At 64.1% G+C, this 23909-nt stretch carries 28 protein-coding genes; 14 read left to right on the top strand and 14 right to left on the bottom strand.

Annotation, left to right across the window (positions count from 1 at the left end; all coding sequences use genetic code 11):
- The first annotated feature begins 6 nt into the window (after positions 1 to 6).
- Complete coding sequence (gene greA, locus V2B31_RS07180) at positions 7 to 483, top strand: transcription elongation factor GreA (protein ID WP_328276858.1); 477 nt, start codon at positions 7 to 9, stop codon at positions 481 to 483.
- Between the two features lie 5 nt (positions 484 to 488).
- Positions 489 to 1148: a rhomboid family intramembrane serine protease gene (locus tag V2B31_RS07175; protein WP_328276856.1), complete on the top strand. Its 660-nt coding sequence runs from the start codon at positions 489 to 491 to the stop codon at positions 1146 to 1148.
- 80 nt (positions 1149 to 1228) lie between these two features.
- Here the strand turns inward: V2B31_RS07175 and V2B31_RS07170 are convergent, their stop codons facing one another.
- The 5 genes from V2B31_RS07170 to V2B31_RS07150 all read right to left on the bottom strand — a co-directional run bounded on the left by V2B31_RS07170 (position 1229) and on the right by V2B31_RS07150 (position 3515).
- Positions 1229 to 1450, bottom strand: coding sequence for a DUF4170 domain-containing protein (locus V2B31_RS07170; protein ID WP_328276854.1), 222 nt, complete (start codon positions 1448 to 1450; stop codon positions 1229 to 1231).
- A gap of 112 nt (positions 1451 to 1562) precedes the next feature.
- Positions 1563 to 2138 (bottom strand): hypothetical protein, encoded by a 576-nt coding sequence (locus V2B31_RS07165; RefSeq protein ID WP_328276852.1) that lies wholly within the window; start codon positions 2136 to 2138, stop codon positions 1563 to 1565.
- A complete protein-coding gene (locus V2B31_RS07160; protein WP_328276850.1) occupies positions 2131 to 2424 on the bottom strand; it encodes a hypothetical protein in 294 nt (97 codons plus the stop codon). Before V2B31_RS07160 ends, V2B31_RS07165 begins: the two co-directional genes overlap by 8 nt.
- A 26-nt stretch (positions 2425 to 2450) precedes the next feature.
- Complete coding sequence (locus tag V2B31_RS07155; protein WP_328276848.1) at positions 2451 to 2858, bottom strand: phage holin family protein; 408 nt, start codon at positions 2856 to 2858, stop codon at positions 2451 to 2453.
- Between the two features lie 54 nt (positions 2859 to 2912).
- On the bottom strand, positions 2913 to 3515 hold the full coding sequence (locus tag V2B31_RS07150) for a hypothetical protein (protein ID WP_328276846.1): 603 nt from the start codon (positions 3513 to 3515) through the stop codon (positions 2913 to 2915).
- 498 nt (positions 3516 to 4013) lie between these two features.
- On the opposite strand from V2B31_RS07150, the gene eno reads away from it, so the two are divergent.
- The 4 genes from eno (at position 4014) to V2B31_RS07130 (ending at position 8347) form a co-directional block, all read left to right on the top strand.
- Positions 4014 to 5288 (top strand): phosphopyruvate hydratase, encoded by a 1275-nt coding sequence (gene eno / locus V2B31_RS07145; protein WP_328276844.1) that lies wholly within the window; start codon positions 4014 to 4016, stop codon positions 5286 to 5288.
- 77 nt (positions 5289 to 5365) lie between these two features.
- Positions 5366 to 5677, top strand: a complete 312-nt coding sequence (locus V2B31_RS07140) for an FtsB family cell division protein (RefSeq protein WP_328276842.1) — start codon at positions 5366 to 5368, stop codon at positions 5675 to 5677.
- A 214-nt stretch (positions 5678 to 5891) separates the two neighbouring features.
- A complete protein-coding gene (gene pdhA, locus V2B31_RS07135; protein ID WP_328276840.1) occupies positions 5892 to 6968 on the top strand; it encodes a pyruvate dehydrogenase (acetyl-transferring) E1 component subunit alpha in 1077 nt (358 codons plus the stop codon).
- Positions 6968 to 8347, top strand: coding sequence for a pyruvate dehydrogenase complex E1 component subunit beta (locus V2B31_RS07130; protein WP_328276838.1), 1380 nt, complete (start codon positions 6968 to 6970; stop codon positions 8345 to 8347). The genes pdhA and V2B31_RS07130 overlap by 1 nt, the downstream gene beginning before the upstream one ends.
- A gap of 33 nt (positions 8348 to 8380) precedes the next feature.
- On the opposite strand, the gene V2B31_RS07125 is transcribed toward V2B31_RS07130, so the two are convergent.
- Genes V2B31_RS07125 through V2B31_RS07115 form a run of 3 tightly spaced genes read right to left on the bottom strand, consistent with a single transcriptional unit; the run spans position 8381 to position 11726 of the window.
- Positions 8381 to 9046 carry a TadE family protein gene (locus V2B31_RS07125; RefSeq protein ID WP_328276836.1) on the bottom strand — a complete coding sequence of 222 codons (666 nt, stop codon included), beginning with the start codon at positions 9044 to 9046 and terminating at the stop codon, positions 8381 to 8383.
- On the bottom strand, positions 9043 to 9651 hold the full coding sequence (locus V2B31_RS07120) for a TadE/TadG family type IV pilus assembly protein (protein ID WP_328276834.1): 609 nt from the start codon (positions 9649 to 9651) through the stop codon (positions 9043 to 9045). Before V2B31_RS07120 ends, V2B31_RS07125 begins: the two co-directional genes overlap by 4 nt.
- The gene (locus V2B31_RS07115) at positions 9651 to 11726 is read right to left on the bottom strand and encodes a TadE/TadG family type IV pilus assembly protein (RefSeq protein WP_328276832.1); all 2076 of its coding nucleotides are present in this window, start codon (positions 11724 to 11726) and stop codon (positions 9651 to 9653) included. The genes V2B31_RS07120 and V2B31_RS07115 overlap by 1 nt, the downstream gene beginning before the upstream one ends.
- A gap of 141 nt (positions 11727 to 11867) precedes the next feature.
- Here V2B31_RS07115 and V2B31_RS07110 point away from each other — a divergent pair, with 141 nt between their 5' ends.
- On the top strand, positions 11868 to 12524 hold the full coding sequence (locus V2B31_RS07110; protein ID WP_328276830.1) for a hypothetical protein: 657 nt from the start codon (positions 11868 to 11870) through the stop codon (positions 12522 to 12524).
- Positions 12525 to 12561: 37 nt separating this feature from the next.
- Positions 12562 to 13026 carry an EF-hand domain-containing protein gene (locus V2B31_RS07105; RefSeq protein ID WP_328276828.1) on the top strand — a complete coding sequence of 155 codons (465 nt, stop codon included), beginning with the start codon at positions 12562 to 12564 and terminating at the stop codon, positions 13024 to 13026.
- 79 nt (positions 13027 to 13105) lie between these two features.
- Here V2B31_RS07105 and trmFO read toward each other — a convergent pair whose 3' ends face one another.
- The 5 genes from trmFO to V2B31_RS07080 form a co-directional block, all read right to left on the bottom strand.
- Positions 13106 to 14443 (bottom strand): methylenetetrahydrofolate--tRNA-(uracil(54)-C(5))-methyltransferase (FADH(2)-oxidizing) TrmFO, encoded by a 1338-nt coding sequence (trmFO, locus tag V2B31_RS07100; RefSeq protein ID WP_328276827.1) that lies wholly within the window; start codon positions 14441 to 14443, stop codon positions 13106 to 13108.
- A gap of 233 nt (positions 14444 to 14676) precedes the next feature.
- Complete coding sequence (locus V2B31_RS07095; RefSeq protein ID WP_328276826.1) at positions 14677 to 15054, bottom strand: hypothetical protein; 378 nt, start codon at positions 15052 to 15054, stop codon at positions 14677 to 14679.
- A gap of 77 nt (positions 15055 to 15131) precedes the next feature.
- Entirely contained in the window at positions 15132 to 15503 is a 372-nt protein-coding gene (locus V2B31_RS07090) for a hypothetical protein (RefSeq protein WP_328276824.1), read from the bottom strand.
- A gap of 77 nt (positions 15504 to 15580) precedes the next feature.
- Positions 15581 to 16129 carry a GbsR/MarR family transcriptional regulator gene (locus V2B31_RS07085; RefSeq protein WP_328276823.1) on the bottom strand — a complete coding sequence of 183 codons (549 nt, stop codon included), beginning with the start codon at positions 16127 to 16129 and terminating at the stop codon, positions 15581 to 15583.
- A gap of 215 nt (positions 16130 to 16344) precedes the next feature.
- Complete coding sequence (locus tag V2B31_RS07080) at positions 16345 to 17664, bottom strand: dicarboxylate/amino acid:cation symporter (protein WP_328276821.1); 1320 nt, start codon at positions 17662 to 17664, stop codon at positions 16345 to 16347.
- Between the two features lie 181 nt (positions 17665 to 17845).
- On the opposite strand from V2B31_RS07080, the gene V2B31_RS07075 reads away from it, so the two are divergent.
- The 6 genes from V2B31_RS07075 to V2B31_RS07050 all read left to right on the top strand — a co-directional run bounded on the left by V2B31_RS07075 (position 17846) and on the right by V2B31_RS07050 (position 23345).
- Entirely contained in the window at positions 17846 to 19216 is a 1371-nt protein-coding gene (locus tag V2B31_RS07075) for a M20/M25/M40 family metallo-hydrolase (protein WP_328276819.1), read from the top strand.
- A gap of 106 nt (positions 19217 to 19322) precedes the next feature.
- On the top strand, positions 19323 to 19901 hold the full coding sequence (locus tag V2B31_RS07070; protein ID WP_328276817.1) for an SRPBCC family protein: 579 nt from the start codon (positions 19323 to 19325) through the stop codon (positions 19899 to 19901).
- The gene (locus tag V2B31_RS07065; RefSeq protein ID WP_328276815.1) at positions 19901 to 21088 is read left to right on the top strand and encodes a zinc-dependent alcohol dehydrogenase; all 1188 of its coding nucleotides are present in this window, start codon (positions 19901 to 19903) and stop codon (positions 21086 to 21088) included. The genes V2B31_RS07070 and V2B31_RS07065 overlap by 1 nt, the downstream gene beginning before the upstream one ends.
- A gap of 11 nt (positions 21089 to 21099) precedes the next feature.
- Positions 21100 to 21882, top strand: a complete 783-nt coding sequence (locus V2B31_RS07060; RefSeq protein WP_328276813.1) for an SDR family NAD(P)-dependent oxidoreductase — start codon at positions 21100 to 21102, stop codon at positions 21880 to 21882.
- 207 nt (positions 21883 to 22089) lie between these two features.
- On the top strand, positions 22090 to 22977 hold the full coding sequence (locus V2B31_RS07055) for an iron-containing redox enzyme family protein (RefSeq protein ID WP_328276811.1): 888 nt from the start codon (positions 22090 to 22092) through the stop codon (positions 22975 to 22977).
- Positions 22977 to 23345: a hypothetical protein gene (locus V2B31_RS07050; RefSeq protein ID WP_328276809.1), complete on the top strand. Its 369-nt coding sequence runs from the start codon at positions 22977 to 22979 to the stop codon at positions 23343 to 23345. The genes V2B31_RS07055 and V2B31_RS07050 overlap by 1 nt, the downstream gene beginning before the upstream one ends.
- Before the next feature lie 223 nt (positions 23346 to 23568).
- Here V2B31_RS07050 and V2B31_RS07045 read toward each other — a convergent pair whose 3' ends face one another.
- The gene (locus tag V2B31_RS07045; protein WP_328276807.1) at positions 23569 to 23880 is read right to left on the bottom strand and encodes a hypothetical protein; all 312 of its coding nucleotides are present in this window, start codon (positions 23878 to 23880) and stop codon (positions 23569 to 23571) included.
- Between the last annotated feature and the right edge of the window lie 29 nt (positions 23881 to 23909).

Raw genomic sequence — 23909 nt, 5'->3', positions numbered from 1 at the left:
TAGGGAATGGCGACCGTCGAGAAGATGCCGATGCTCCAGGCGGGCTATGAGAAGCTGAGCGCGCAGCTGCGCGAGCTGAAGGCCGAGCGCCCGCTGATCGTGGACGCCATCGAAGAAGCACGGGCCCACGGTGACTTGTCGGAAAATGCCGAATATCACGCTGCCAAGGAACGGCAGGGCCAGGTCGAGGCGACGATCGCCGATCTTGAGGACAAGCTGTCGCGCGCGCAGATCATCGATCCGACTACGCTGTCCGGGAACAAGATCGTCTTCGGCGCGACCGTGACCTTGCTGGACGAGGAGGACAAGCCGATCCGCTACCAGATCGTGGGCCAGGCCGAAGCCGATGCGAAGGTTGGCATGATCTCCTACAACAGCCCGCTCGGCCGCGCGCTGATCGGCCGCGAAGTCGGCGACGAGGTCGAAGTGTCGGTTCCCTCCGGCGACAAATTCTACCTGGTCGACAAGATCGAGTTCATCTGATCGCCGTGAAACTCCCCACCGGCCGCCTTACCAATGGGATCGCGGCGGCCAATGTCGCTATTTTCCTGCTGCTTTGCCTGACGGGCCGGGTGGAGGACGCTGCTATCCTTGGCGGCTTCATCCCGGCCCGCATCGGCGCGCCGGGTCTTCTGGACGGCATGGCGGCCGTGCCAGTCTGGTTGACGCCGCTCAGCAGCACCTTCCTTCACGCTGGTTGGCTGCACATCGGCTTCAACATGCTGATGCTGCTCTTCTGCGGCCGGCAGGTCGAACATGTGCTCGGCTGGAGCGGGACGCTGATCCTCTATGGCGTCGGCGCCTATGCCGCCTGCCTCGCCCAATGGGCGGCCGATCCCGCCTCCACCAATGCGATGGTCGGCGCGAGCGGGGCGATATCGGCGATCATCGCGACCTATTCTTTGCTCTACAGCCAGCAGCAGGTGCGCCGCATCGGCCCACTCTCGGCCAGCCTTGTGCGTTCGCTCTGGCTGGCGGCGGCGTGGATCGCGATCCAGCTGATGATCGGTGTCGCCACTGCGGGCGGCGGAAGCGGCCTGGGCCAGATTGCTGTGGCCGCGCATATCGGCGGCTTTCTCGCGGGTCTGGCGCTCACCAGCCCGCTGCTGCGCTGGCGCTTTCGCAAGAAGCCCCGCGCCGTGCATTAAGGACCGACGCACGCAGCGCTAACAGGACAGTCTCACCCTGTAGCGATATCCCTCCACAAAGCGCAATCGGTGCAAGCGTGTCAGGAGTCCGGCAGTTCCGGCTCCAGCAGCCGATGCAGATGCACGATGACGTAGCGCATCTCGGCGTCATCCACCGTGCGCTGCGCCGCGCCGCGCCACGCCTTCTCGGCCGACGCATAGTCGGGATAGACGCCGACCAGATCAACCTGGCTCAGATCCTGAAATTCCAGCGTTTGCGGATTGGTGACGCGACCGCCCATCACCAGATGCATTTTGCTCATGGCGTTATCTATTCTCCTTTGGATGAGCCGCGACCCTAGCAGCGCCGCATCGCCTCTCCAAGGGGCGGGGCGGCCGATCTCATCAGCTTTGATCCGCCGCTATAAATATCGCTCAATTCCGGGGCAGGCGCGCCTTGATCGCATCGCTGAGCGCATCGACTTTCGCCGCCACCAGCGTCGCCACATCGTCGGCCAGCTTGGAGGCCTTGGCCGGCAGGTCGGCGCCGACCACGCTGTCCTTGGCGGTCGATGCAGTGTCGGCGGCGGCATTGATCGCGCTGCTGGTGCCCTGCTTCACACTTTCCGCGCCCTCCGCCGCGACCGATCGCGCCGCAATGGCCGCCTCGACCAGCTTGGAGCCTGCGGTGGCGGCGATCGCCGGCAGCGCCTTCATGGCGCGGCGGCTCTTGGGGAACATCCAGGCGACGACAGCGCCGATTGCGACCGCCCCGGCGACGGCGGCGATCGGATGCTCCTGCACGATCTGATTTGCCCGAGCGGCCGCAAGCTGGGTCTTGTCACGGGCGTCGCCATAGGCTTCGCTCGCCTTGTCGCGGCCGGTCTGGATCAGGTCGCTCGCGCTTTCCCGAGCTTTGTCGGTGCCGTCCTTGATCCGGTCAGTCGCGCTCATCGCCGCGTCATTGGCGGCTTCGCGGACGCGGGTGATTTGCGAGCGGATGTCAGCCATCGTCAGTCTCCGAATGTTCAGGGTGGGTCTCGGCAAAGCGAACGTATAGCCGTTGAAAAAGGTTCAGCAGCGGTCGCCTTGCCAGGTAAATGCCCAGCGCAACCACCGCACCGCCGATCGCGTATGGCCGCTCCCGCGCCTGAGCCGCGCCCTTTGCAACGGCGTTCAGTGCGGCGCCCTTGATCTTGTCCTTGGCGTCCTGCTTGAGCCTGGCGGGAGCGACCCGCGCCTTGGCCGCCTCCGCGCTGTCCCGCAGCCGCGCGCGGGCGGCATCGGCGCGGACCACCGCGTCTCGGTAAGCCTGCTCCTCACTCATGGCCTGATCGCTTTCACCATCCGGCTGATGCTCCCCTTTGCGAGCAGCGCCAACACTACCACCAGCAGCAAGCCACCGCCGACGACGATCAGCGTCGCCCATAGGGGGTCCATATGCTGCGCCAAACTAAGGATCAGCCCACCCAGCAGCGCGACGATACTTGCAAAGGCAAGGATCAGCGCCAAAGCGCCGAAGATCGCGGCGTTGCGCACCCCGGCCGCGACGATGGCGGCACGCAGCTTCTGCTTGTCGATCTCAGCGCTCGCATAGGCGCGCCCGTCTTCGATCAGGCGCGCCACAACATCCTTCACGCTTTCATCAGGTGCAGCGGCACCCTCCGGCGCGCCGTGCCGTTGCCCGTCGGCGTGCGGCGTCGCCGCCGTCTCCGCTGGCTCTTCTGTCAATTGCCCCTCCGCCCCGCCATGCGGGTCCATGCGTCGGTATGGGAAAGCCGGTCGTCAGGCCTTGTCGTCGGACCCCTTGGCCAGCCGCATCAGCACATAGCCGACGACCGCTGCCGCGCCGATCGCCACGGCCGGGCTCTTGCGGACAAAATCCCGCGCCTCGGTCAAAAGCTCCTCGACCTCCTTACCGTCCAGCGTGTTCGCGGCACCGGCCACCGATTCCGCCGCCTGCCGCGCATAGTCGCCATATTGCGGGCCTAGCTTGGCATCGACCGTTCCGGCCGTATCGGCAATCAGCTTGGCAAGGCTCTGCATCGCGGTGCCGGTCTTTTCCTTGGCGGCCCCGGCAGCCGACAGAGCGGTCTTGCCAGCCTGCTCCTTCAGCGGATCGATATGGGCCTTCCAATCGACGCTGTTCAGCTTGTCAGCCGCCGCCTTCGCGGCCTTCTCCGCCTGCTCCTTGATGGGAGCGATCTGCGCTGCCCAACTCTGCGAGGCCGCGCCGTTGCCGGCCTTGCGGGTCGCGGCCTTCTTGACCGGCGGGGTTTTGACCGGGGCAGGGGAAGCGGCGCTTTTGATCGGCGTCGCCTTGGCGGGCTTTTCGGCGGCGGGCTTCTTGCCGCGCTTGACGGGCGGCGTGTCGGGTGTGTCGGCCATCGTCCTGATCTCCCTCTTTTCAATCCATTGCCGGTCACGGCCTTGGCAGGTCTCCCGCCCCTAATGCTTCGTGCAGGCCAAGTGTTCCGTTGCCGTTACATTGAGGGTGCAGACCCATAAATTGCAAGGATCGAGACAGGATTGTCCGGGATGCTGTGGGAGGAGAAGCACGAAGATCGGGCCGGCTGCCCCGTTCGAGTGCTTCGACGCGCCACAGCGCCCGGACAATCCTGCCCCGAAGGGGTGGGACGAAAATGGCCGCTGGAGCGGTCGAACGCTCGCGAGATAGTCCCGCTATCCCGCTTCGCGCTCTCCCTCCCAGCAACCATTTTCGTCTCCATCTCGACCTCGCAATTTGTGGGCCTGCACCCTTATGACCATCGGCATTTTTCCGCCGTGCGCAAGCCCTGCATTGCCAAGCAAGGGGCTGCTGGCTAAGCGAAGCGCCACAGCGCGGGGCCAGGGGGCCGCTAGAGACATTAGCTGCAGGGAGCGATCATGACCGCCATTCTCGACATTCACGCCCGCCAGATTCTCGACAGCCGGGGCAATCCCACGGTCGAGGTCGATGTCATGCTGGAGGATGGCAGCTTCGGCCGCGCCGCCGTGCCCTCGGGCGCGTCTACCGGCGCGTATGAGGCGGTGGAAAAGCGCGACGGAGACAAGGGCAAATATCTCGGCAAGGGCGTGCTTCAAGCGGTTGCCGCCGTGAACGATGAGATTGCCGAGCAGATCATCGGCCTCGACGCCGAGGATCAGGCGGAGGTCGACGCGGCCATGATCGACCTCGACGGTACGGACAACAAGTCGCGGCTTGGCGCGAATGCCATATTAGGTGTCTCACTCGCTGTCTCAAAAGCTGCTGCCGATGCGCGCGGGCTGCCGCTTTATCGCTATGTCGGCGGCGTTTCGGCCCATGTTTTGCCGGTGCCGATGATGAACATCATCAACGGCGGCGAACATGCCGACAACCCCATCGACTTTCAGGAATTCATGGTCATGCCGGTGGGCGCAGAGAGTATCGCCGACGCGGTGCGGATCGGCTCGGAAATTTTTCATACGCTGAAGAAGGGCCTGCACGATAAGGGCCTTGCAACCTCGGTCGGCGACGAAGGCGGCTTCGCCCCCAACATCGCCTCGACCCGGGACGCTCTGGACTTCATCCTCGCCAGCATCGAGAAGGCGGGATACAAGCCGGGCGACGATGTCGTGCTGGCGCTGGACTGCGCGGCGACCGAATTCTTCAAGAACGGCCAATATGAGATTTCGGGGGAGGGCCTGTCGCTCTCCCCGGTCGAAATGGCCGATTATCTCGCTGCCCTGTGCGCCGACTATCCGATCAAGTCGATCGAGGACGGCATGAGCGAGGATGATTTCGAGGGCTGGAAGGCGCTGACCGACAAGATCGGCGGCACGGTGCAGCTGGTAGGCGACGACCTGTTCGTGACCAACCCCGCGCGCCTCGCCATGGGCATCGGCAAGGGGCTCGCCAACTCGCTGCTGGTGAAGGTCAATCAGATCGGCACGCTGACCGAGACGCTCGCGGCGGTCGATCTCGCCCACCGCTCGCGTTACACGGCCGTCATGTCCCACCGATCGGGAGAGACCGAGGATGCGACTATCGCGGACCTCGCTGTCGCCACCAACTGCGGCCAGATCAAGACCGGTTCGCTCGCCCGGTCCGACCGGCTTGCAAAATATAATCAGCTGATCCGCATCGAGGAAGAGCTGGGCGACATTGCCGTATATGCCGGCCGATCGATTTTCCGCTGATGCCGTAACGAATCGGCTGGCCGCAAAGACGCGATTTTTCGCTTGCGGCCGGCCGAATCCTGTGATTCATCAGAGCGATGGCGCACATCGCTAAACTTCGCCTTCTGCTCTTCTCGGCCTTCGGTCCGGCGATCGCGCTGCTGCTCCTGCTCTTCTTTGCGGGCTATGTCGTGCTGGGATCGAACGGCGTCCTGGCCTGGGGCGACTATTCGCGCCAGCTGCGCGCGGCGCAGGGCGAACTGCACCGCGTTCAACAGGCGCGCGCCGAGCTGAAAAACCGGGTCGAGGCGCTCGATCCGCGCCGGGTGGACCCCGATCTGGCCGACGAGCTGATTCGCCGGCAGTTGGGCGTGATCCATCATGATGAGGTCGTGGTCCCGCTGGACTGAAGCGGTCGCGCGTAAGCTTGTGTCGTTGCGAAAAGCAGCCGGGCAATTTTGATGCACCATCCGCTATCGCCGTATCCGGGCGGGGGGCGCGCAATATCAAATTCCAGTCTCTGCGATAGGAAATGGCGGGTTTCCGGGATCGGTACGGTTGCAATAACTGCAACCCTGCCGCTATATCGGCCTTCCTTCCTACCCACGCAAAAGGACAAGAACCTTGGCGAAACCCACAACGCCGCGTCCGACGCGCGCAAAGGCTCAGGCGGCTGCACCCGCCGCCGGCGCGGATCATAACCGGCCCCGCCCGGACACACCCGGCGATTACAAGGCGAGCAAGGAAGAATTGCTGGAATTCTATCGGCAGATGGTCCTCATCCGCCGCTTCGAGGAAAAAGCGGGCCAGCTTTACGGTCTCGGCCTCATCGGCGGCTTCTGCCACCTCTATATCGGCCAGGAGGCGGTCGCGGTCGGCATCCAATCGGCGCTTCAGCCCGGCAAGGACAGCGTTATCACCGGCTATCGCGACCATGGCCACATGCTTGCCTATGGCATCGATCCCAAGGTCATCATGGCCGAACTGACCGGCCGCGAAGCCGGCATTTCGCGCGGCAAGGGCGGGTCGATGCACATGTTCAGCGTCGAGCATAAATTCTACGGCGGCCATGGCATCGTCGGTGCGCAGGTGTCGCTCGGCGCGGGCCTTGGCTTCGCGCACAAATATAATGAGGATGGCGGAGTGTGCGTCGCTTATTTCGGCGACGGCGCGGCCAACCAGGGGCAGGTCTATGAAAGCTTCAACATGGCCGAGTTGTGGAAGCTGCCGATCATCTTCGTGATCGAAAATAACCAATATGCCATGGGCACCAGCGTCAACCGCTCGTCGGCCGAGGACCAGCTCTATCGCCGCGGCGAAAGTTTCCGCATCCCCGGCATCCAGGTCAACGGCATGGACGTGCTCGCCGTGCGCGGCGCGACCGAGGAAGCGCTCAAATGGGTGCAGGGCGGCAATGGCCCCATCCTCCTTGAAATGAAGACCTACCGCTATCGCGGCCATTCCATGTCCGATCCCGCCAAATATCGCTCGCGCGAGGAAGTGCAGGCGATGCGCGACAAGTCCGACCCGATCGAGGGCGTAAAGAAATATCTGACCGACGCGGGCGTCAGCGAGGAAGAGATCAAGACGATCGATCAGGACATCCGCAAGATCGTTGCCGAAGCGGCCGATTTCGCCGAAACCTCGCCCGAGCCGGACATGGCCGAACTCTATACCGACGTGCTGGTGGAGCAATATTGATGGGTATCGAAATCAAGATGCCGGCCCTCTCGCCGACGATGGAAGAGGGCACTCTGGCCAAGTGGCTGGTCAAGGAAGGGGATGAGGTCCGGTCGGGCGACATTCTCGCCGAGATCGAGACCGACAAGGCGACGATGGAATTCGAAGCCGTGGACGAAGGCAAGATCGGCAAGATCATGGTGCCAGAAGGCTCCGAAGGCGTGAAGGTCGGCACGGTCATCGCAGAGATGGCTGGCGAGGGCGGTGATGCCGCAGCGCCTAAGGCGCAGGAAAGCGCGCCGCCCGCTGCGCCCGAAGCCGCGCCCGAGGCACCGAAGAAAGCCGAGAGCGGCACCGCCAAGCTCGCCGCCGAGACCAAGGCGTCGGTCAAAGACCCGGCCATCCCCGACGGCACCGCCTATGTGAAGACCACCGTCCGCGAAGCGCTGCGCGACGCGATGGCGGAGGAGATGCGCAAGGATGAGCGTATCTTCGTCATGGGCGAGGAAGTCGCCGAATATCAGGGCGCCTACAAGGTCACCCAGGGCCTGTTGGACGAATTCGGGGCGAAGCGCGTCATCGACACGCCGATCACCGAATATGGCTTTGCCGGCATCGGCACGGGCGCGGCGATGGGCGGCCTGCGCCCGATCGTCGAGTTCATGACCTTCAACTTCGCCATGCAGGCGATCGATCACATCATCAACTCGGCGGCCAAGACCAACTATATGTCGGGCGGCCAGATGCGCTGCCCGATCGTGTTTCGCGGCCCCAACGGCGCGGCGAGCCGCGTCGCGGCCCAGCACAGCCAGAATTATGGTCCCTGGTACGCCTCCGTCCCCGGTCTTATCGTCATTGCGCCCTACGACGCGGCTGACGCCAAGGGGCTGCTGAAGGCCGCGATCCGCTCCGAAGACCCCGTCGTGTTCCTGGAGAATGAGCTTGTCTACGGCCGCAGCTTCGACGTGCCCCAGCTCGACGATTATGTCCTGCCGATCGGCAAGGCGCGGATCGTGCGCGAAGGCAAGGACGTGACGCTGGTCAGCTACTCGATCGGCGTCGGCGTCGCGCTGGAAGCGGCGGACACGCTGGCTGGCGAAGGGATCGACGCGGAGGTCATCGACCTGCGCACCCTGCGCCCGCTCGACACCGACACGGTGCTGGAGAGCCTTAAAAAGACCAACCGCATCGTCGTGGTCGAGGAAGGCTGGCCGACCTGCTCGATCGCGTCGGAAATCGCCGCCGTCGTCATGGAAAAAGGATTCGACGACCTCGACGCCCCCGTGCTGCGCGTCACCAATGAGGATGTGCCGCTGCCCTATGCGGCGAACCTGGAGAAAGCCGCGCTGATCGATGCCGCACGCGTAGTCGCGGCGGCGAAGAAGGTCATGTATCGGTGAAGGATGAGGGGCGGCTTGCGGGTCGCCCCTCCTTTAGGTGGCCGAGTAGGTCGAGCAGCTCGACGCGGTGACCCCTTCGGTATTGTAAATGCCGTTGGTGCCGCCGGTATAATCCCGGTTGTCGCGCACCGTCATGGCGGCGATTTCCTTGATCTCCTGCTTGTTTATGAAGCTGGCTCCAATCAGCGGTTGATAGTTATAGACGATTTCAACGAACATCACCGCGCCGTTGGCTGGGGGTGTCACCTTGAAGACATTGGTGCTGCCAGTGTTCCGCTCGGTCGTGCCGGCGGCGGGGTAGGTCGTCGCAGTGTATGACTTCATCCCCTTGCACCTGTCCCATTTCACGACATATTTACCGGCCGTCGGCGCAGGCTGAATGCTGCGGATGATGACCCGCCCGTTGGCGAAAAGATTGAGCTTGCCTGCTTGAAGGCTGGCGCCGGTCAGAAGATCATTGATCTGCTTTTCGCTTATGGTCTTGTTCGACAAAACGGTTCCGGTGCCGATCCGCGACGCATTGTCGGCAATTTGCAGTGCGAGTTGGCTCACGCGCATCTTCGTGGTGGTATAGTTAGTGAGTTCCGCCGCGCCCATCGTCACCATCACGACAAAGGGCAGCGACAGGGCAAATTCGACCGCCGCCATGCCGGCGCTGTCGCGGCGCAGCCCGCCGATGCGGCGAAGACGCGCGATCATGTGCAATTCCTCACGGTGACGGCCGCCTGATCGCCATAGGGCTGGTTTACCAGCGCGGCCGACGCGTTCACGGTCACGGTGCCCGGCAAGCCGACGACGCGGACATAAGGAAATAATCGGGGATAAGTGACGCTGGCCGAATAGATCACCGTGTCCTTGGCCCCACCCTGCGAATTGGCAACGCCATTATCGACATCCCACGAACCGCTGCCATTATTGTCCTCATAGGGTTCGCCTGCGTCGCAGGTGCTGTTGCCGTTGGTGTCGGTATATGGCTCACGTGCGGGCGTGGCTGCTTTCACATAATCCCTGAACGATGTGCGATTGACGGCCACGGTCGCATTGTTGGCGAGCCGCTGGACCTGCGCCGTAAAGGCGGTCTTTGTCGTCTGAAAGACCGAATCCTGAGTGCCTGACTCCAGGCTCGCGTCGCGCGCCGCCTTCTGAAGAGCGCCCTGAACGACGCTCTGCATATAAAGCGTGTGGCCGAGATCAAGCACGCCCATCATCAGCATCATGAAGACGGGTGCGATCAGGCCGAACTCGGTGATCGAGATGCCGGATTGATCGTTCGGGCACACGCGGAGGCGGGAAGCGGCGTGCATCAGTTGGTCAGCCTCAATTGCGAGATTTCGTCGGCGATCGCCTTGAACTGGTTGATGAGGCTCGTGCTGTTGGTCGCGTTATAGAAGCGGCCGCTGCTGGCGCAGTTGGTGAGCCGTGTGGCATCGGCGCTGCCTGCGGACCCGTAATAGATCACCCATAAGGTGATGTTCCTGTTCTTGATGACCGAGCACAGAGCCGTCAAACGGGCGTCGATCGTCGATTTCAGTACGGTGTCACTTGTGGAGGTCGCCTGACGCCGGTCCCACCATGGCACGCCATAGGCGGTGTAGTTCGAGTTCGACGCGACAGACGCGCCGTCGGTCATGAAGATCATATGCCGTTCGATCGTGCCGCCATTGGGGGTCAGCGCGTTCTCGCTGGCGAACAGGCCGGTCGGAGACATCAGGCGCGCGCCCCAGATCAGACCTATGTCATGATATGTATTGCCGTCCGGCGTGAACGCATCGACATAGTTTTTGAAGTCGGTGACTTCCGAGGCCGTTTTGTAGATCGACAGCTTGCGCGCCGGGCGCGGGCAATAATAGCTGCGGTTCCGGGGCATGTCGTTGATGGTCATGGACTGCCAGTAGGAGCCGTTCCAGTAGTTCCAAGGGCCGGTAATACGGGCTTCGCTCTGCGTCCAGTTCCACGACGCCGCAGGATCAACCCGGCCCCACACGGCACCGGGGAGCAGCGGCTTCCAACGTGTGTCGTTATCGCTGGTCGGCACCATATCTATGTCCATGTCCCATGCATCGCTGGGGATGGGCGAATAGTCGTTTGAGGGGTCGCCATCGGTGTTCTTATAGGCTTTACGTTCCTCGATGCAGCCGTCCCAGTCTATGGACGCATCTGTTCCATTCGCGCCGATCGGCAACGTGACCGAACTGTTCCAAGAACTCCCGCCAGCCTTCAACCCCCGCACGTCCAATGCAACATCATTGTTGTAGCGCCAGCCGCCAAATGTCACGGTCGTTACTGTGCTCGTGGTGTCGGTGCGGGAATAATAGCGAGTGAGCGTAGCGTCGTATTCGCCATAGCGAATACGACAGCGGCCGTCTCTGGACCGCCAGTCTCGCATTTCATAGTCGCGGTTCTCGCCGGCTTGAGTAGTGTTCCATGTCGTCGTATTGCCCGATGTGGACGTGTTTCGCGGGCCGCTCTCGGTGCCGGTCGCAACAAACCCATCAGCCGGCACGAGCGCGAGACAATCAGCCTCGGTAGCTGTGAACTGGTTGGTTATGTTGGTCCAGTACGCATAGTTACCAGGCGTCACCGACGTGGAGGTTACGACTGGCGTGCCAGGCGTCGTCTGGGTGGTCGTCGTGGTATTCCAAAGTGGGTAACGGGTTTGGTACTGGGCTTCATCGACCATCCAGTCGTTGTTTAGCAGCTTGCCGACATTCACATTGACCGCATAGGGGACGAAGCCGAACCGCAGCTGCACCGTATTGCTGTTGCCGCCGGTCGGCGTACTTCCGCAATCGACATTGTCGATGTCGATTTTCGCCAGAGCTTCGTAGAAGCACTTCACCGCCTTTTTGAGGCCATCGATCTTCTTGCTCGTATCGCCGGGAATTGTTTCATCCATCGACCCTGTGGTGTCGAGCACGAACATGACGTCGGTGTTAGGGATACGCATTTCCGCGTCGCAGGTGACGTCGACAGTCTTCGACGTCTGGCCGAAAATCTTCATGATGGTCATCGGCACAACGACCGATGCGGTGCCCGTCACCTTCCCCGCGCTTTCGGTAAAGCTGCGGGTGGTGCCACTGGTGCCATAAGGGTTGGAGCCGAAATTGGCGTCGAACAGTTCCAGCGCCACCGTGTTGGGCTTGTTGCTATTGGCCGTCCATGCGCCCGCGCCCATTTCCTTGCGTCCAGCGAGCGATCCGGCGTCGCAGGCCTGTTGCAGGCGCGCTTTGGTGAGGTAAAGGCGGCTCATATCGATGCCGCCGCCGACAAGGCCAAGCAGTGGAATGATGCCGGCGGCGACGATCGCAAGCGTATTCCCCGCCTGGTTCGTCCGCAGCCGCGTCATTATGCCGCAAAAATGTTCGATCGTCTTGCCCATCGCCTTGCAATCACCCATGTCGCGCCCGACACCCCCCAGTTCCGGGTCAGGCAACCTGCCCGCCTATGCGGGCGGACCGGTTAGAATCTGTATGAGGAAGATGGTTAAAGGACCGATAACTGCGCTGAATTTGGCGCAGCCATGCTGACGCAGGAGGCGCTGCCGCCGCTTGCGGCGCTGCTCGCCGCCCATGCGGGCGCTCAGGCGGAGCGGCATCGGGCGATCTGGGCATTCGATGCGCGGCTGGCGCAGGTCGCTCGGACCACCAGCGAACCCCGGATCGGGCAGATGCGGCTTGCCTGGTGGAATGAGGTGATCGACGACCCGACCGGCATCAAGGGGCGGGGGGAGCCCATGGTCGATGCTTTGCGGGCCAGCGGGGCAATGGCGGCGCCGGGGCTGGTGGCGATGATCGACGGGTGGGAGGTTCTGGTCGTCGAGCCGGAGATCGATGCGGCGGCGCTTGGCGACTATGCCGCCGGGCGGGGCGGAGGGCTGTTCCGGGCGCTGGCGGATACGGCGGAGCCACCGGCCTGGCTCGATGCGGCGGGGGCGGTTTGGGCGCTCTGGGATCTGGCGGGGCATGTGGGTGCTCCGGCGTTGGCCAAGGCGGCTCTGGCGGCGGCGAGGGACGTGTTGCCGCAGGTCGGGGAGGTCCACTGGCCCAGACAATGGAAGCCGCTGCGGATCGCCTTCACTTTGGCGCGGCAGGATGTGCTGGCCGGGCGGGGTGCGCCGCTCGGGGTGCCGCGGTCGCTCGCCTTGCGGCTGCTGCGGATCGCGCTTGTCGGGCGGTAGCGGGTCGGGATAGGCTGGCGCTCCAGGAGGACGAGGCATGGGACGATCTCTGGCGGCCGGAATGGCGGCCTTGCTGCTGGTGGCCGGCGGGCTGTTCTGGTGGCAGGGGCGCGCCAGCCAGCAGCCCATCCCCCAGCTCGCCACCGCACCCGCGCCGCCGCCGGCGATCGAGCCGCTGCCGGAGGGCGACCCCGATGCGGTCGGCGACGCGCTGCCCATGCCCGGTGAAGCCAGCCCGCAGAGCCGGGAGGAAAAGCGCTTCGCACGCTATGATCGCAATCGCGACGGCACCATCACACGGATCGAGATGATGGGGAGCCGCACCAAGGCCTTCAAGGCGCTGGACAAGGACGGCGACAATCTCCTGTCCTTCGAGGAATGGGCGGCGGCGACGGCGGATCGCTTCGGCGGGGCGGATGCCGACAAGGACGGCAAGCTGACTCCGGCGGAGTTCGCGACGACCGCGCCCAAGCGGGCGGCGAAGCAGAGGTGCCGGTGCTAAGTTTCCGTTCGGTTCGAGCTTGTCGAGAACCGGTGCGCGGCGGTTCTCGACAGGCTCGAACCGAACGGGGGTTTGTGGTTCACGCCATCTCCCCCAACCATTCGCCGAAGGACGCGCGGGCGCGCGCTGTATAGGCTTCCTTGCGGCTTTTCTTCTTCACATCGGTGAGCGGCGGGAAGAGGCCGAAATTGACGTTCATCGGTTGATAGTCGGCGGTTTCCACATTGCCCGTCACATGGCCGAGTAGAGCGCCCAGCGCCGTGTCGGCGGGGGGTGGTGTCAGCGCCTGACCCAGCAGTTCCGCCGCGGCGAAGCGCCCGGCGAGGAGGCCGATCGCGGCGCTTTCGACATAGCCTTCGCAGCCCGTCATCTGGCCGGCGAAGCGGATATGCGGCGATGACTTCAGGCGCAGCGTCGCGTCGAGCAGCTTGGGCGACTGGATGAAGGTGTTGCGATGCAGGCCGCCCAGCCGCGCGAACTCGGCCTGCTCCAGGCCGGGGATAGTGCGGAACAGCGCCACCTGCGCGCCATGTTTGAGCTTGGTCTGGAAGCCCACCATGTTCCAGAGCGTGCCGCTGGCATTGTCCTGCCGCAACTGCACCACCGCATAGGGCCAGCGGCCGGTGCGCGGATCGTCGAGGCCCATCGGCTTCATCGGGCCGTGGCGTAGCGTCTCCGGGCCGCGCGAGGCCATCACCTCGATCGGCATGCAGCCCTCGAAATAGGGGGTGCTGGCCTCCCATTGCTTGAACTCGGTCTTTTCTCCGTCGATCAGCCCCTGGACGAAGGCCTGATACTGGTCCTTCGTCATCGGGCAGTTGATATAATCCTTGCCCTCGCCGCCGCCGGGGCCGACCTTGTCCCAGCGGTTCGCCATCCAGCATTTGTCCATGTCGATGCTGTCGCGGTGGACGACCGGGGCGATCGCGTCGAAGAAGGCGAGATGCTCCATCCCCGCCGCCTGGCCGATGCTGGTCGCGAGCGCCGGGGCGGTGAGCGGGCCGGTAGCGACGATGGTCATGCCCTCGCCAGGCAGCGTGTCGATGCGTTCGCGCACGATCTCCACATTGGGGTGATTGGCCAGCGCGCGGGTGACGCCATCGGAAAAGACGTGGCGGTCGACGGCGAGAGCGGAGCCGGCGGGCACCTTGGCGGGCTCGGCTTGGCGCATGATGAGCGAACCCAGCCGCCGCATTTCCTGATGCAGCAGCCCCACGGCATTTTTGTCGGCGTCGTCGGAGCGGAAGCTGTTCGAGCAGACCAGTTCGGCAAGGCCGTCGGTCTGGTGCGCGGGGGTCGTGTCGCCGCTTCCCCGCATTTCGGACAGGCGCACGCGCACGCCCGCCTGCGCCAGCTGCCACGCCGCTTCCGAACCCGCAAGGCCGCCGCCGATGATATGGACCTGATGATGGGGCACGATGATCTTTGGGTCTCTTTGCTGATTACCGGGTCCGCGCCAGTGGCGCATCGCGGCGTTCGGGGCAAGACTTAGCGGATCGGAGGCGGGTAGGACAGGGGTGGCAGAGCGGGGTGCGGCGCTGCGAAGGGGTGCGAAGTATACAGTGTGGTAGAGTTTGAAAATGCGTGGGTGCGGGGTTGGCAGAGGGACTTTGCAATAGGAAGGGTTTTGCGAAGTGGTGTTCCCTGGCGCTAGTCAGTGACACGACGATGGCTAAGCCAAGCGCACAACCCACTTGTGGCGGTCAGGGCGAAGGTGAGTTCGGCCACCTCTTGTGCCGCGCCGATGATCCATGAAAAGCCCCAGCCGATCCCAAGGCCCACCAGCAGCCAGACCGCCCGGATGCGGAAGGCTGGCAGCCGGCCGCTTATGACGTCCATGATGGTAGCGCCGATCAGGACAGGAATGCAGCTGATGAAAGGACCGAACATCAGCGCGAACAGAAGGATTGTCGGCCCCACGATCAACATGGCCGGTTCGAACGCGATCGGCTCGGGCAACCTTAGGTAGAAAGAGGCTGCGCCGAGGGCAATCATGAAGGCCGGCCCCGCCACGAGGATGGCTTGCACAGCGCCGCGATAATATACCGATGGAGCCTGATACATGATTGCCTCCATAATTGGCTGAGCGGGGACCGGCCCGACTTTCAGGCGATCTGACGATAGCCGTCGGTCAGCCAGCCATTAACCTTGCGGCCGAAATGCGCGATCGCGCCCATGTTGAAGAAGTGCATTCCGCCAAGGACCAACACGGCAAGGCCAATCTTGGCGCTGAGGAAGCGGATGGTTTCGGCATAGGTCACCGGTTCGCGACCCAGGCTGAGCGTCAGGGTGATGAAGCCGATGTTGACGAGGTAGAAGCCGACGACCAGCAGATGATTGGTGGAGCGGGCAAGCTGGGCGTCGTGCCCAAAACATTGGGTCAGGAACACTTCGCCATTCTTGGACAAGGTGCGGGCGACCCAGATGGTAATGGCAAGGGTGATGGCGAGATAAATCGCATAGGCAGTTTCAACCATGTTCATCTCCTTTGGTAAATTCCGTTGTTTCGGTAAAAACAGAAATACATTGCTAAAAAAGGTGGGGGTAAATGTCCTCAGCCTGCCTTAGACCTTCCGCCCGGCAGGAACCGGGCGACCTTGCCGCCCAGCTTCATCAGGGCGATCAAGGTGGGCTTGGGCAGGACGCGGACCTGTTCGTACCAGCCGCCCAGGGTGGACAGAAATTCGTGCATCCGGGTGATGCGCTCGCGGACATGGGGCGGGGCTGTTTCATCCTTCACGAGGCGGGCGGCGAGTTCCCCCATCAGCGCGATGGTAGGATCGATTTCCCGCCTTTTCCGTTCGGCGGCGATGCGGGTCAGCATGTCCCACAGGTCCAGTTCGGCGACGAAATGGTCGCGCCGGTCGCCCTCGACATGGACTCGCCGGACGATGGCGTAGGATTGCAGTTCCTTGAGCGCGGTCGATACGTTGGAGCGGGCCAGGCCGAGCTGATCGACGATCTCGTCAGCGGGAAGGGGGCGATCGGACAGATAGAGCAGCGCATGGACCTGGCTCACCGAACGGTTGACGCCCCATTGCGTGCCCATTTCGCCCCAATGGAGCAGGAACGCCTTGGCATCCGGATGGTCGAGGAGAGGCATGACGTTCCTTTCTGTAAAAACAGAAATGACGGAAAATAGTGAGTCGCGCAAGGGGAAAGATCGAGGTTGGCGGCACTCTACCCAGTTATTGTCGTTCCCGCGCAGGCGGGAACCCATCTCCGAGCCTATCACCTAGGCGCGAGGTCGGGAGATGGATTCCCGCCTTCGCGGGAATGACGTAGGGAGGGTGGATGGGGCGGTGGTCGATACCGCGTCTACTCGGCGGGAGCGATCAGCGCGTCCGGGTTTTGCGACCCATAATAAGCCCCCTCGTCCAAGATCCCTTCCCTCTTCGCGACGATCACCCCCACCAGCACCTGGCCCGCGACGTTCACGGCCGTGCGGCCCATGTCGAGGATGGGGTCGATCGCGAGCAACAAGCCGGCGCCTTCGAGCGGCAGGCCCAGCGTCGAGAGCGTCAGCGTCAGCATCACGGTCGCGCCGGTGAGGCCCGCCGTCGCGGCCGATCCCAGCACCGAGACAAAGACGATCAGCGCATAGTCGATGGCGTGGAGGGGGATGCCGTAGAAGCCCGCGACGAAGATCGCCGCCAGCGCGGGATAGATCGACGCGCAGCCGTCCATCTTGGTGGTGGAGGCGAGCGGAATGGCGAAGGCGGCATAGCCTTTCTCGACCCCCAGCCGCTCGGTCACGGCTTCGGTCACGGGCAGGGTGCCGACCGAGGAGCGCGAGACGAAGCCCAATTGGATCGCCGGCCATGCCTTGGCGAAGAAGGCGGCGGGTTTCAGGCCATTGGCGATCAGCAGCAGCGGATAGACGACCAGCAGCACCAGCGCGAGGCCGAGATAGACGCTGGCGGTGAAGCTGCCGAGTTGCGCCAGTGCGCTCCAGCCATAGGTGGCGATCGCGGTGCCGATCAGCGCCGCCGATCCGATCGGGGTCAGGCGGATGACCCAGCCCAGGATCGCGCGCACGACGGCGAGCAGCGAGCGGACGAAGGCGAGGAAGGGTTCGGCCTTATCGCCGATTTTCAGCGTCGCCAGGCCAACCGCGATCGAGATGACCAGCAGTTGCAGGATGTTGAAGGAGACGGTGGTGGTGATCGCCCCCGTATCGCTCGTCTTGCTGCCGGCGGAGAGGGCGAGGCTGTTGCCGGGGACGAGACCTTTCAGGAAATCGAGCCAGCCGCCGATCGAATCGGGCTGCTTGGCGGCGAGCGCGGCGGTCGAGACGCCGACGCCCGGCTGCACGATGACGCCGATCGTGATGCCGATGGCGACCGCGATCAGCGCAGTGATCGCGAACCAGAGCAATGTCTGACCGGCGAGCCGCGCGGCATTGTCGAGCGCGCGCAGGTTCGCGATCGAGGCGACGATGGCGGCGAACACCAAAGGCGGGACGATCGCCTTCAGCAGCGAGACGAAGATGGAGCCCACCGTCTTGAGCGTGGTGGCGAGCCAGTTCAGCTCTCCGTCCGGCCCCGCGCCGATCTGTCGCGCGACAAGGCCGAGCAGGAGGCCGACGACCATGCCGGCGAGAACCTGAAATCCGAAGCTGCGGTAGTTGAGGGCCATTTTCATCTCCGGGCGACCGGCGCGCAATATCGGATGCGGTCCGGGCGATTGCGCGCAAGCAATTCTATCAAGGGGTGCAACGCGGATGAGGTGGCCCTCTTTCCCGTGTCCGTCCTGCTGCAAACGCATTGGCGGCGTCAATCCGCTATGCCAGATTGCGGGCGAGACAGGGAGGCGAGACATGATGATGCGGGGCATGGTGGCGGGCGTAGCGCTGATGGCGGCGGCGCAGGGGCAGGCGCTGGCGGCGGCGGACGCAGGCGAGGCGAAGGCGATATTGATGCGCTCCATCGCGTTCCGCACGGTCGAGGGGGCGGGCGAGGTGCCCAAGCTCGCGGCCTATTATGCCGGGCTGCTGAAGGGGGCGGGCTTTGCCGAGGCGGATGTCGTCATCACGCCGATGGGGGAGACGGCGACGCTGGCGGCGACGATCCGGGGCAGCGACCCCAGTCTCAAGCCTATTGCGCTCATCGGCCATATGGATGTCGTCGCCGCCAATCGCGCCGACTGGACCCGCGATCCCTTCGTGCCGGTGGAGGAGAATGGCTATATTTTCGGGCGCGGGGCGGAGGATAATAAATATGACGTCGCGATGATGGTCGCGACCATGGCGCAGCTCAGGAAGGAGGGATGGACGCCGCGCCGCACGGTCATTCTGCTGCTGTCGGGCGACGAGGAAACCGCGATGGTGACGACGCGGGCGCTGGCGAAGCAGTATCGGAATATCGAGCTGCTGCTGAATGGGGATGGCGGCGGCGGGTTGCTGAACGAGGCGGGGCAGCCGGTGCTCTATACGCTCCAGGCCGGCGAGAAGACCTATGCCGATTTCGAGATCGGTTTCACCGATCCGGGCGGGCATTCGAGCACGCCGACGCCGGGCAATCCGATCTATCGGCTGGCGAAGGCGATCGACCGGATCGCGGCGTATCGGTTTCCGCCGATGCGGAGTGAACTGACGCGGGTGTCGCTTTCTCAATCCGCCGACCGGATCGGCGGCGCGGTGAGTGAGGCGATGCGGCTTTATGCGGAGAGTGGCGATCCTCAGGCGGCGGCTTTGCTGTCGGAGCGGCCGGAGTTCGTCGGGCAGGTGCGGACGACCTGCGTCGCGACGATGGCGCAGGCGGGCCATGCGCTGAACGCCCTGCCGCAGAGCGCCAAGGTGCAGGTCAATTGCCGCATCTTTCCGGGCGTCAAAATAGAGGAGGTGAAGGCGCAGCTGGTGAAGCTGATCGCCGATCCGAGCGCGACCGTCACGACTTTGGGCGATCCGGTGGCGAGCGATGCTTCCCCGTTGCGGGCTGACGTCATGACGGCGGTGCGCGAGGCAATCGCCGCGCGCGCGCCGGGCATAACGGTCATGCCCGGCATGTCGTCGGGCGCGACCGACAGTCTGCATTTCCGGGCGCTTGGCGTGCCGAGCTATGGCGTCTCCAGCCTGTTCATGAAGGCGGAGGACGGCTTTGCCCATGGCCTCAACGAGCGGGTGCCGGTGGCGGGCATCGCCGGCGCGCTCGGCCAGTGGGACAGGGTGATCCGCGCGCTCGCTCGGTAAAGGCGCGAACTTACACAGGTTATCGTCGTCGCTCTTTCGCGCCGCCCCGCCGGAACGGGCTGCGGCGGGCGATGGTTGCCCCGCCATCCACATCAAGGAGGCAGGCATGGGCGACACCATGACGCCGGCGCGCGACGACGCGCCGGCCAGCACATCCAAGCATGGCGACGAGGCGGCGGCGCTCGCCGGCGGGCCGGGCGAGAGCGTCACCGCCAAGACCGTCACCATCAACCGGCCGCGCCAAGAGCTGTATGACTATTGGCGCACGCTCGAAAATCTCCCGACCTTCATGGACAATGTGGAGGAAGTGCAGGAGCTTGGCGGCGGTCGTTATCATTGGGTGGTGAAGGCGCCGGCGGGTGCGCATGTCGAGTGGGTCGCGCGGATCACCCAGGATGTGCCCGGCGAGACCATCGCCTGGGAAACGGAAGAGGGCGCGGACGTGCCCAATAGCGGCCGCGTCGATTTCCGCGATGCGCCGGGCGGCCGTGGAACCTGGGTCACGGCGACCATCGCCTATGATCCGCCGGCGGGCGTCGTCGGCAAGATCGTCGCCAAGCTGTTCCAGCGCGAGCCCGCGATCCAGGCGCGGCGCGACCTGCGCCGCTTCAAGCAACTCATGGAAACCGGCGAGATCGCCACCGCGGCGCGGAACCTGCGTCAGCTGGCAGAGGAGATGGACTGATGCGCGCACTGGCTTGGCACGGAAAGCACGATGTGCGCGTCGATACGGTGGACGATCCAGAGATCGTCAATCCGCGCGACGCCATCATCAAGATCACCTCGACCGCGATCTGCGGGTCCGACCTCCACCTTTATGACGGCTATATCCCGACGATGAAGGCGGGCGACATATTGGGCCATGAGTTCATGGGCGAAGTGGTGGAGACCGGCCCCAAATCGACGCTCCAAAAAGGGCAGCGGGTGGTGGTGCCCTTCACCATCAGCTGCGGCAGCTGCTTCCATTGCTCGAAGCATCAATATTCGGCGTGCGAGAATGGCTTGCCCGCCGACAATCAGGATATCGCCCAAACCGCCTATGGCCATCCGATGGCGGGCCTGTTCGGCTATAGCCATATGACCGGCGGCTATTCCGGCGGTCAGGCCGAATATGTGCGCGTCCCCTTCTCCGACGTGGGGCCGATCGTCATCCCCGACGGGGTGGAGGACGAGAAGGTGCTGTTCCTGTCCGACATCCTGCCGACCGGCTGGATGGGCGCGGAGAACGCTCAGATCGAGCCGGGTGACACCGTTGCGGTCTGGGGCTGCGGCCCGGTCGGGCTGTTCGCGGTCCAGTCCGCCTTCCTGATGGGCGCGGAGCGGGTGATCGCGATCGACCATTTCCCCCACCGGCTGGACCTCGCGAAGCGTTTCGGCGCGGAGACGATCAATTTCGAGGAGAGCAAGACATATGAGGCGCTGATGGAGATGACCGGGGGCATCGGCCCGGACGCCTGCATCGATTGCGTGGGACTCGAAGCGCACGGCTTCTTCGCGGACAATGTGTGGGACCAGATCAAGGTCTCGACCTTCATGGCGACGGATCGCACCCATTCGATCCGGCAGGCGATCCTGGCGTGCCGCAAGGGCGGGCGGGTGTCCATGCCGGCGGTCTATGGCGGCTTCGTCGACAAGTTCCCCTTGGGCGCGTTCATGGAGAAGGGGCTGACGCTCAAGACCGGCCAGACCCATGTGCAGCATTATATGCCCGGCCTGCTCAACGCAATCATGGAGGGCAAGGTCGATACGACCTTCCTCATCAGCCATCGCATGCCGCTGGAGCAGGCAGCCGACGGCTACCGGCTGTTCCACGACAAGCAGAATATATTCACCAAGATCGTGCTGAAACCCGGCATGGACCTGGCCGCCTGAGGAGAAACATTATGGCGAACCAATTCGCGATCGTCACCGGCGCATCCACCGGCATCGGCTTTGAACTGGCGCATCTGGCGGCGCAGGCGGGCTATGACCTGCTGGTGGTGGCGGACGAACCGCTGATCGAAGCGGCGGCGCAGGATTTCCGCCGTCATGGCACCAGCGTGGAGGCGCTGGAGGCCGATCTTTCGACCACCGAAGGGGTCGACCGGCTGCTGGCGGAGACGGGCGGGCGGCAGATTGACCTGCTCTGCGCCAATGCCGGACGCGGCCTCGGCCATGGCTTTGTCGATCAAGCGCCTGCCGACTGGCGGCGGGTGATCGACACCAATATCACCGGCACCCTCTATCTGCTCCAGCCGGTGCTGCGGCAGATGGTGGCGCGCAACGACGGCAAGATCCTCATCACCGGATCGATCGCGGGCTTCATCCCCGGCTCGTTCCAGGCAGTCTATAACGGCACCAAGGCGTTCATCGACAGCTTCGCCGACGCGATCCGCAACGAAGTGAAGGAGAGCGACGGCGTCACCATCACGACGCTGATGCCCGGTCCCACGGAAACCGAATTTTTCGAGCGCGCCGATATGCTCGACACCAGCGTCGGCGCCGACGAGAAGGACGATCCGGGCAAGGTCGCGCGGGATGGCTGGGACGCGCTGATGGCGGGGCAGGCGCATATCGTGTCGGGATGGAAGAACAAGCTCCAGGCCGCGGCCGCGCATGTGACGCCTGCCGCCGTCATGGCGGAACGACATCGCAAGATGGCGGAGCCCGGCACGGCGGAGGGGTGAAGGCCGCGGTGGGCTAATAGCCATTTAAGATGTTCCCCGGCGAAGGCCGGGGTCCAGTTTAGAGCGTGGAACTGGACCCCGGCCTTCGCCGGGGAACAGGAAGTTCGTACTGCCAGCTTGCCTCGACTAACCTTTGTTAATGCGATTGTGGGGAACGGCGGACCGGGCTGCCGGATTGTCTTGGTAGACAGATTGAGAGGTTATCCTGTGGCTACCCAGCTGAATTTTGAAGGCTCGCAATTTCTCCGACAGGATTTCCAGGAGGAACTGAGCCGCTGGAACCGACAGCGGCTCGCGCCGGACTATCCTGATACGCTGACCGCCGACCGGTTCGAAGCCGACCGGCGGATGCTGCGGCTGGAACATGGTTTCATCGAGGAGCTGCGCGCCGCCGTTCGCGTGGAAGCCGCCGCCGCGCCGACGGACGCGGACGGCTTTATCGCCTGGTTCGAGGGGCTGAAGGCCAACGGCCCCGGCCAGCACGACCGGCTGTTCCCCTGGCTCGCCGATCAGGCAAACCGCGACGAGATACGCTGGTTCCTCTCGCAGGAAGCGGCCGGCGAAGCAGGGTTTGACGATCTGGTCGCGATGACCCAGGTCAAGCTGCCCAATCGCGCCAAGATGGAACTGGCGCGCAACTATTGGGACGAAATGGGGCGCGGCAATACCAAGGGAATGCACGGCCCGATGCTGGGCCAGCTGGTCGCGATCCTGGACCTCGACACGCGCATCGAAAATACGGTGTGGGAAAGCCTGGCGCTCGCCAATGCGATGACGGCGATGGCCTCGTCGCGCCATTATGCCTGGCACAGCGTCGGCGCGCTGGGCGTGATCGAACTGACCGCGCCCGACCGCTCGGCGCATACCGCGCGCGGGCTGCGGCGGATCGGCCTGTCGGACAGCGAGCGGCGCTATTTCGACCTTCACGCCGTGCTCGACATCAAGCATAGCCGCGACTGGAATGACGAGGCGATCCGCCCGCTGGTCGAAGAAGACCCGCGCCGGGCGACCGCGATGGCCGAAGGGGCGCTCATCCGCTTGCGCTGCGGCGAGCGGTGCTTCGATCGCTATCGGGCGCAGTTCGGGATCGCCTGATGCGCGAGACGCCCCATATCTTGCTGGTGGAGGATGATCCCCGGCTCGCCGCGCTGATCGCCGACCTGCTGGAGGCGGCGGATTATGCCGTCGATGGACCCTATGCGACGCTGGCCGAGGGCGCGGCGGCGGTGGCGCATCGGCTGCCGGGCGGCGCGGTGCTCGACGTGCGGCTGGCGGACGGGGATGCGGGTCTGCTGGCCGACGATCTCGACAGCTACGATATTCCCTATCTTTTCTGCTCGGGCGCAGGCGAACACCCGATCCTGGCCGACCATCCCGACGCGCCGCTGCTGCTCAAGCCGGCGATCGCGTCGCGCTTGGTGGCGATGCTGAAGGATGCGATGCGGAAACGGCCGCTGCACTGACCTAGATCAGGGGGAACCGGCGGAACCTTGGCGGCCGCTGTCCCTTACCCCGTTGATAATCAGGCAGGAGGATAGGATGTCCGACAGATTGCGATGTCGTTTGACGGTGGTGGGGAAGGACGCCGACGGCCGCAAGGCGACGGCCCTTTTCTGCCGCGAGGAAGCGGCGCGTCGACGGGCCTGGCTCGGCCTCGACAAGGAGGCCGAGCAGGGTGCGTCGAACTCAGGCGGCCAGCGCGCTCGGCATTGAGGGCAGAAAGGTCGCGCGGGCGGTCTGAAGACATTGGTCGAAGGACGGCCCGCCGACATGGGCTTCGGTGCCGTCCGCCATGCGGACGCTCAGTTCCCAAAGATTGTCGCTGTCGATGCAGCGCTGGCGCAGGGCGGCGGCGCCGAACATCACCTGCTCGCCCAGCCGTTCGCGATGCAGCAGGTGCCGCGCGACGGTGGTGGCGCTTTCCCGATGCGCATTATGCTGAAAACGGAAGCTCTCGCTATGGGTCGAAAGCCAATCGATGATGCCACTGTCCCGCACGTCTGATCCTCTGGTGAAATCGGCTGATC

The sequence above is a fragment of the Sphingobium sp. genome, from assembly GCF_036170395.1.
In the GTDB taxonomy this organism is placed as follows: domain Bacteria; phylum Pseudomonadota; class Alphaproteobacteria; order Sphingomonadales; family Sphingomonadaceae; genus Sphingobium.
Note: the sequence above shows the minus strand (reverse complement) of the source record. Positions and strands in the feature narration are given on the sequence as shown.

Coding starts and splice junctions, on each gene's coding strand:
- greA (WP_328276858.1), top strand. CDS start 7: ATGGCGACCGTCGAGAAGATGCCGATGCTCCAGGCGGGCTATGAGAAG.
- V2B31_RS07170 (WP_328276854.1), bottom strand. CDS start 1,450: ATGAGCAAAATGCATCTGGTGATGGGCGGTCGCGTCACCAATCCGCAA.
- V2B31_RS07165 (WP_328276852.1), bottom strand. CDS start 2,138: ATGGCTGACATCCGCTCGCAAATCACCCGCGTCCGCGAAGCCGCCAAT.
- V2B31_RS07150 (WP_328276846.1), bottom strand. CDS start 3,515: ATGGCCGACACACCCGACACGCCGCCCGTCAAGCGCGGCAAGAAGCCC.
- eno (WP_328276844.1), top strand. CDS start 4,014: ATGACCGCCATTCTCGACATTCACGCCCGCCAGATTCTCGACAGCCGG.
- V2B31_RS07140 (WP_328276842.1), top strand. CDS start 5,366: ATGGCGCACATCGCTAAACTTCGCCTTCTGCTCTTCTCGGCCTTCGGT.
- V2B31_RS07130 (WP_328276838.1), top strand. CDS start 6,968: ATGGGTATCGAAATCAAGATGCCGGCCCTCTCGCCGACGATGGAAGAG.
- V2B31_RS07125 (WP_328276836.1), bottom strand. CDS start 9,046: ATGATCGCGCGTCTTCGCCGCATCGGCGGGCTGCGCCGCGACAGCGCC.
- V2B31_RS07120 (WP_328276834.1), bottom strand. CDS start 9,651: ATGCACGCCGCTTCCCGCCTCCGCGTGTGCCCGAACGATCAATCCGGC.
- V2B31_RS07115 (WP_328276832.1), bottom strand. CDS start 11,726: ATGGGCAAGACGATCGAACATTTTTGCGGCATAATGACGCGGCTGCGG.
- V2B31_RS07110 (WP_328276830.1), top strand. CDS start 11,868: ATGCTGACGCAGGAGGCGCTGCCGCCGCTTGCGGCGCTGCTCGCCGCC.
- V2B31_RS07105 (WP_328276828.1), top strand. CDS start 12,562: ATGGGACGATCTCTGGCGGCCGGAATGGCGGCCTTGCTGCTGGTGGCC.
- V2B31_RS07090 (WP_328276824.1), bottom strand. CDS start 15,503: ATGGTTGAAACTGCCTATGCGATTTATCTCGCCATCACCCTTGCCATT.
- V2B31_RS07085 (WP_328276823.1), bottom strand. CDS start 16,129: ATGCCTCTCCTCGACCATCCGGATGCCAAGGCGTTCCTGCTCCATTGG.
- V2B31_RS07080 (WP_328276821.1), bottom strand. CDS start 17,664: ATGGCCCTCAACTACCGCAGCTTCGGATTTCAGGTTCTCGCCGGCATG.
- V2B31_RS07075 (WP_328276819.1), top strand. CDS start 17,846: ATGATGATGCGGGGCATGGTGGCGGGCGTAGCGCTGATGGCGGCGGCG.
- V2B31_RS07070 (WP_328276817.1), top strand. CDS start 19,323: ATGGGCGACACCATGACGCCGGCGCGCGACGACGCGCCGGCCAGCACA.
- V2B31_RS07065 (WP_328276815.1), top strand. CDS start 19,901: ATGCGCGCACTGGCTTGGCACGGAAAGCACGATGTGCGCGTCGATACG.
- V2B31_RS07060 (WP_328276813.1), top strand. CDS start 21,100: ATGGCGAACCAATTCGCGATCGTCACCGGCGCATCCACCGGCATCGGC.
- V2B31_RS07050 (WP_328276809.1), top strand. CDS start 22,977: ATGCGCGAGACGCCCCATATCTTGCTGGTGGAGGATGATCCCCGGCTC.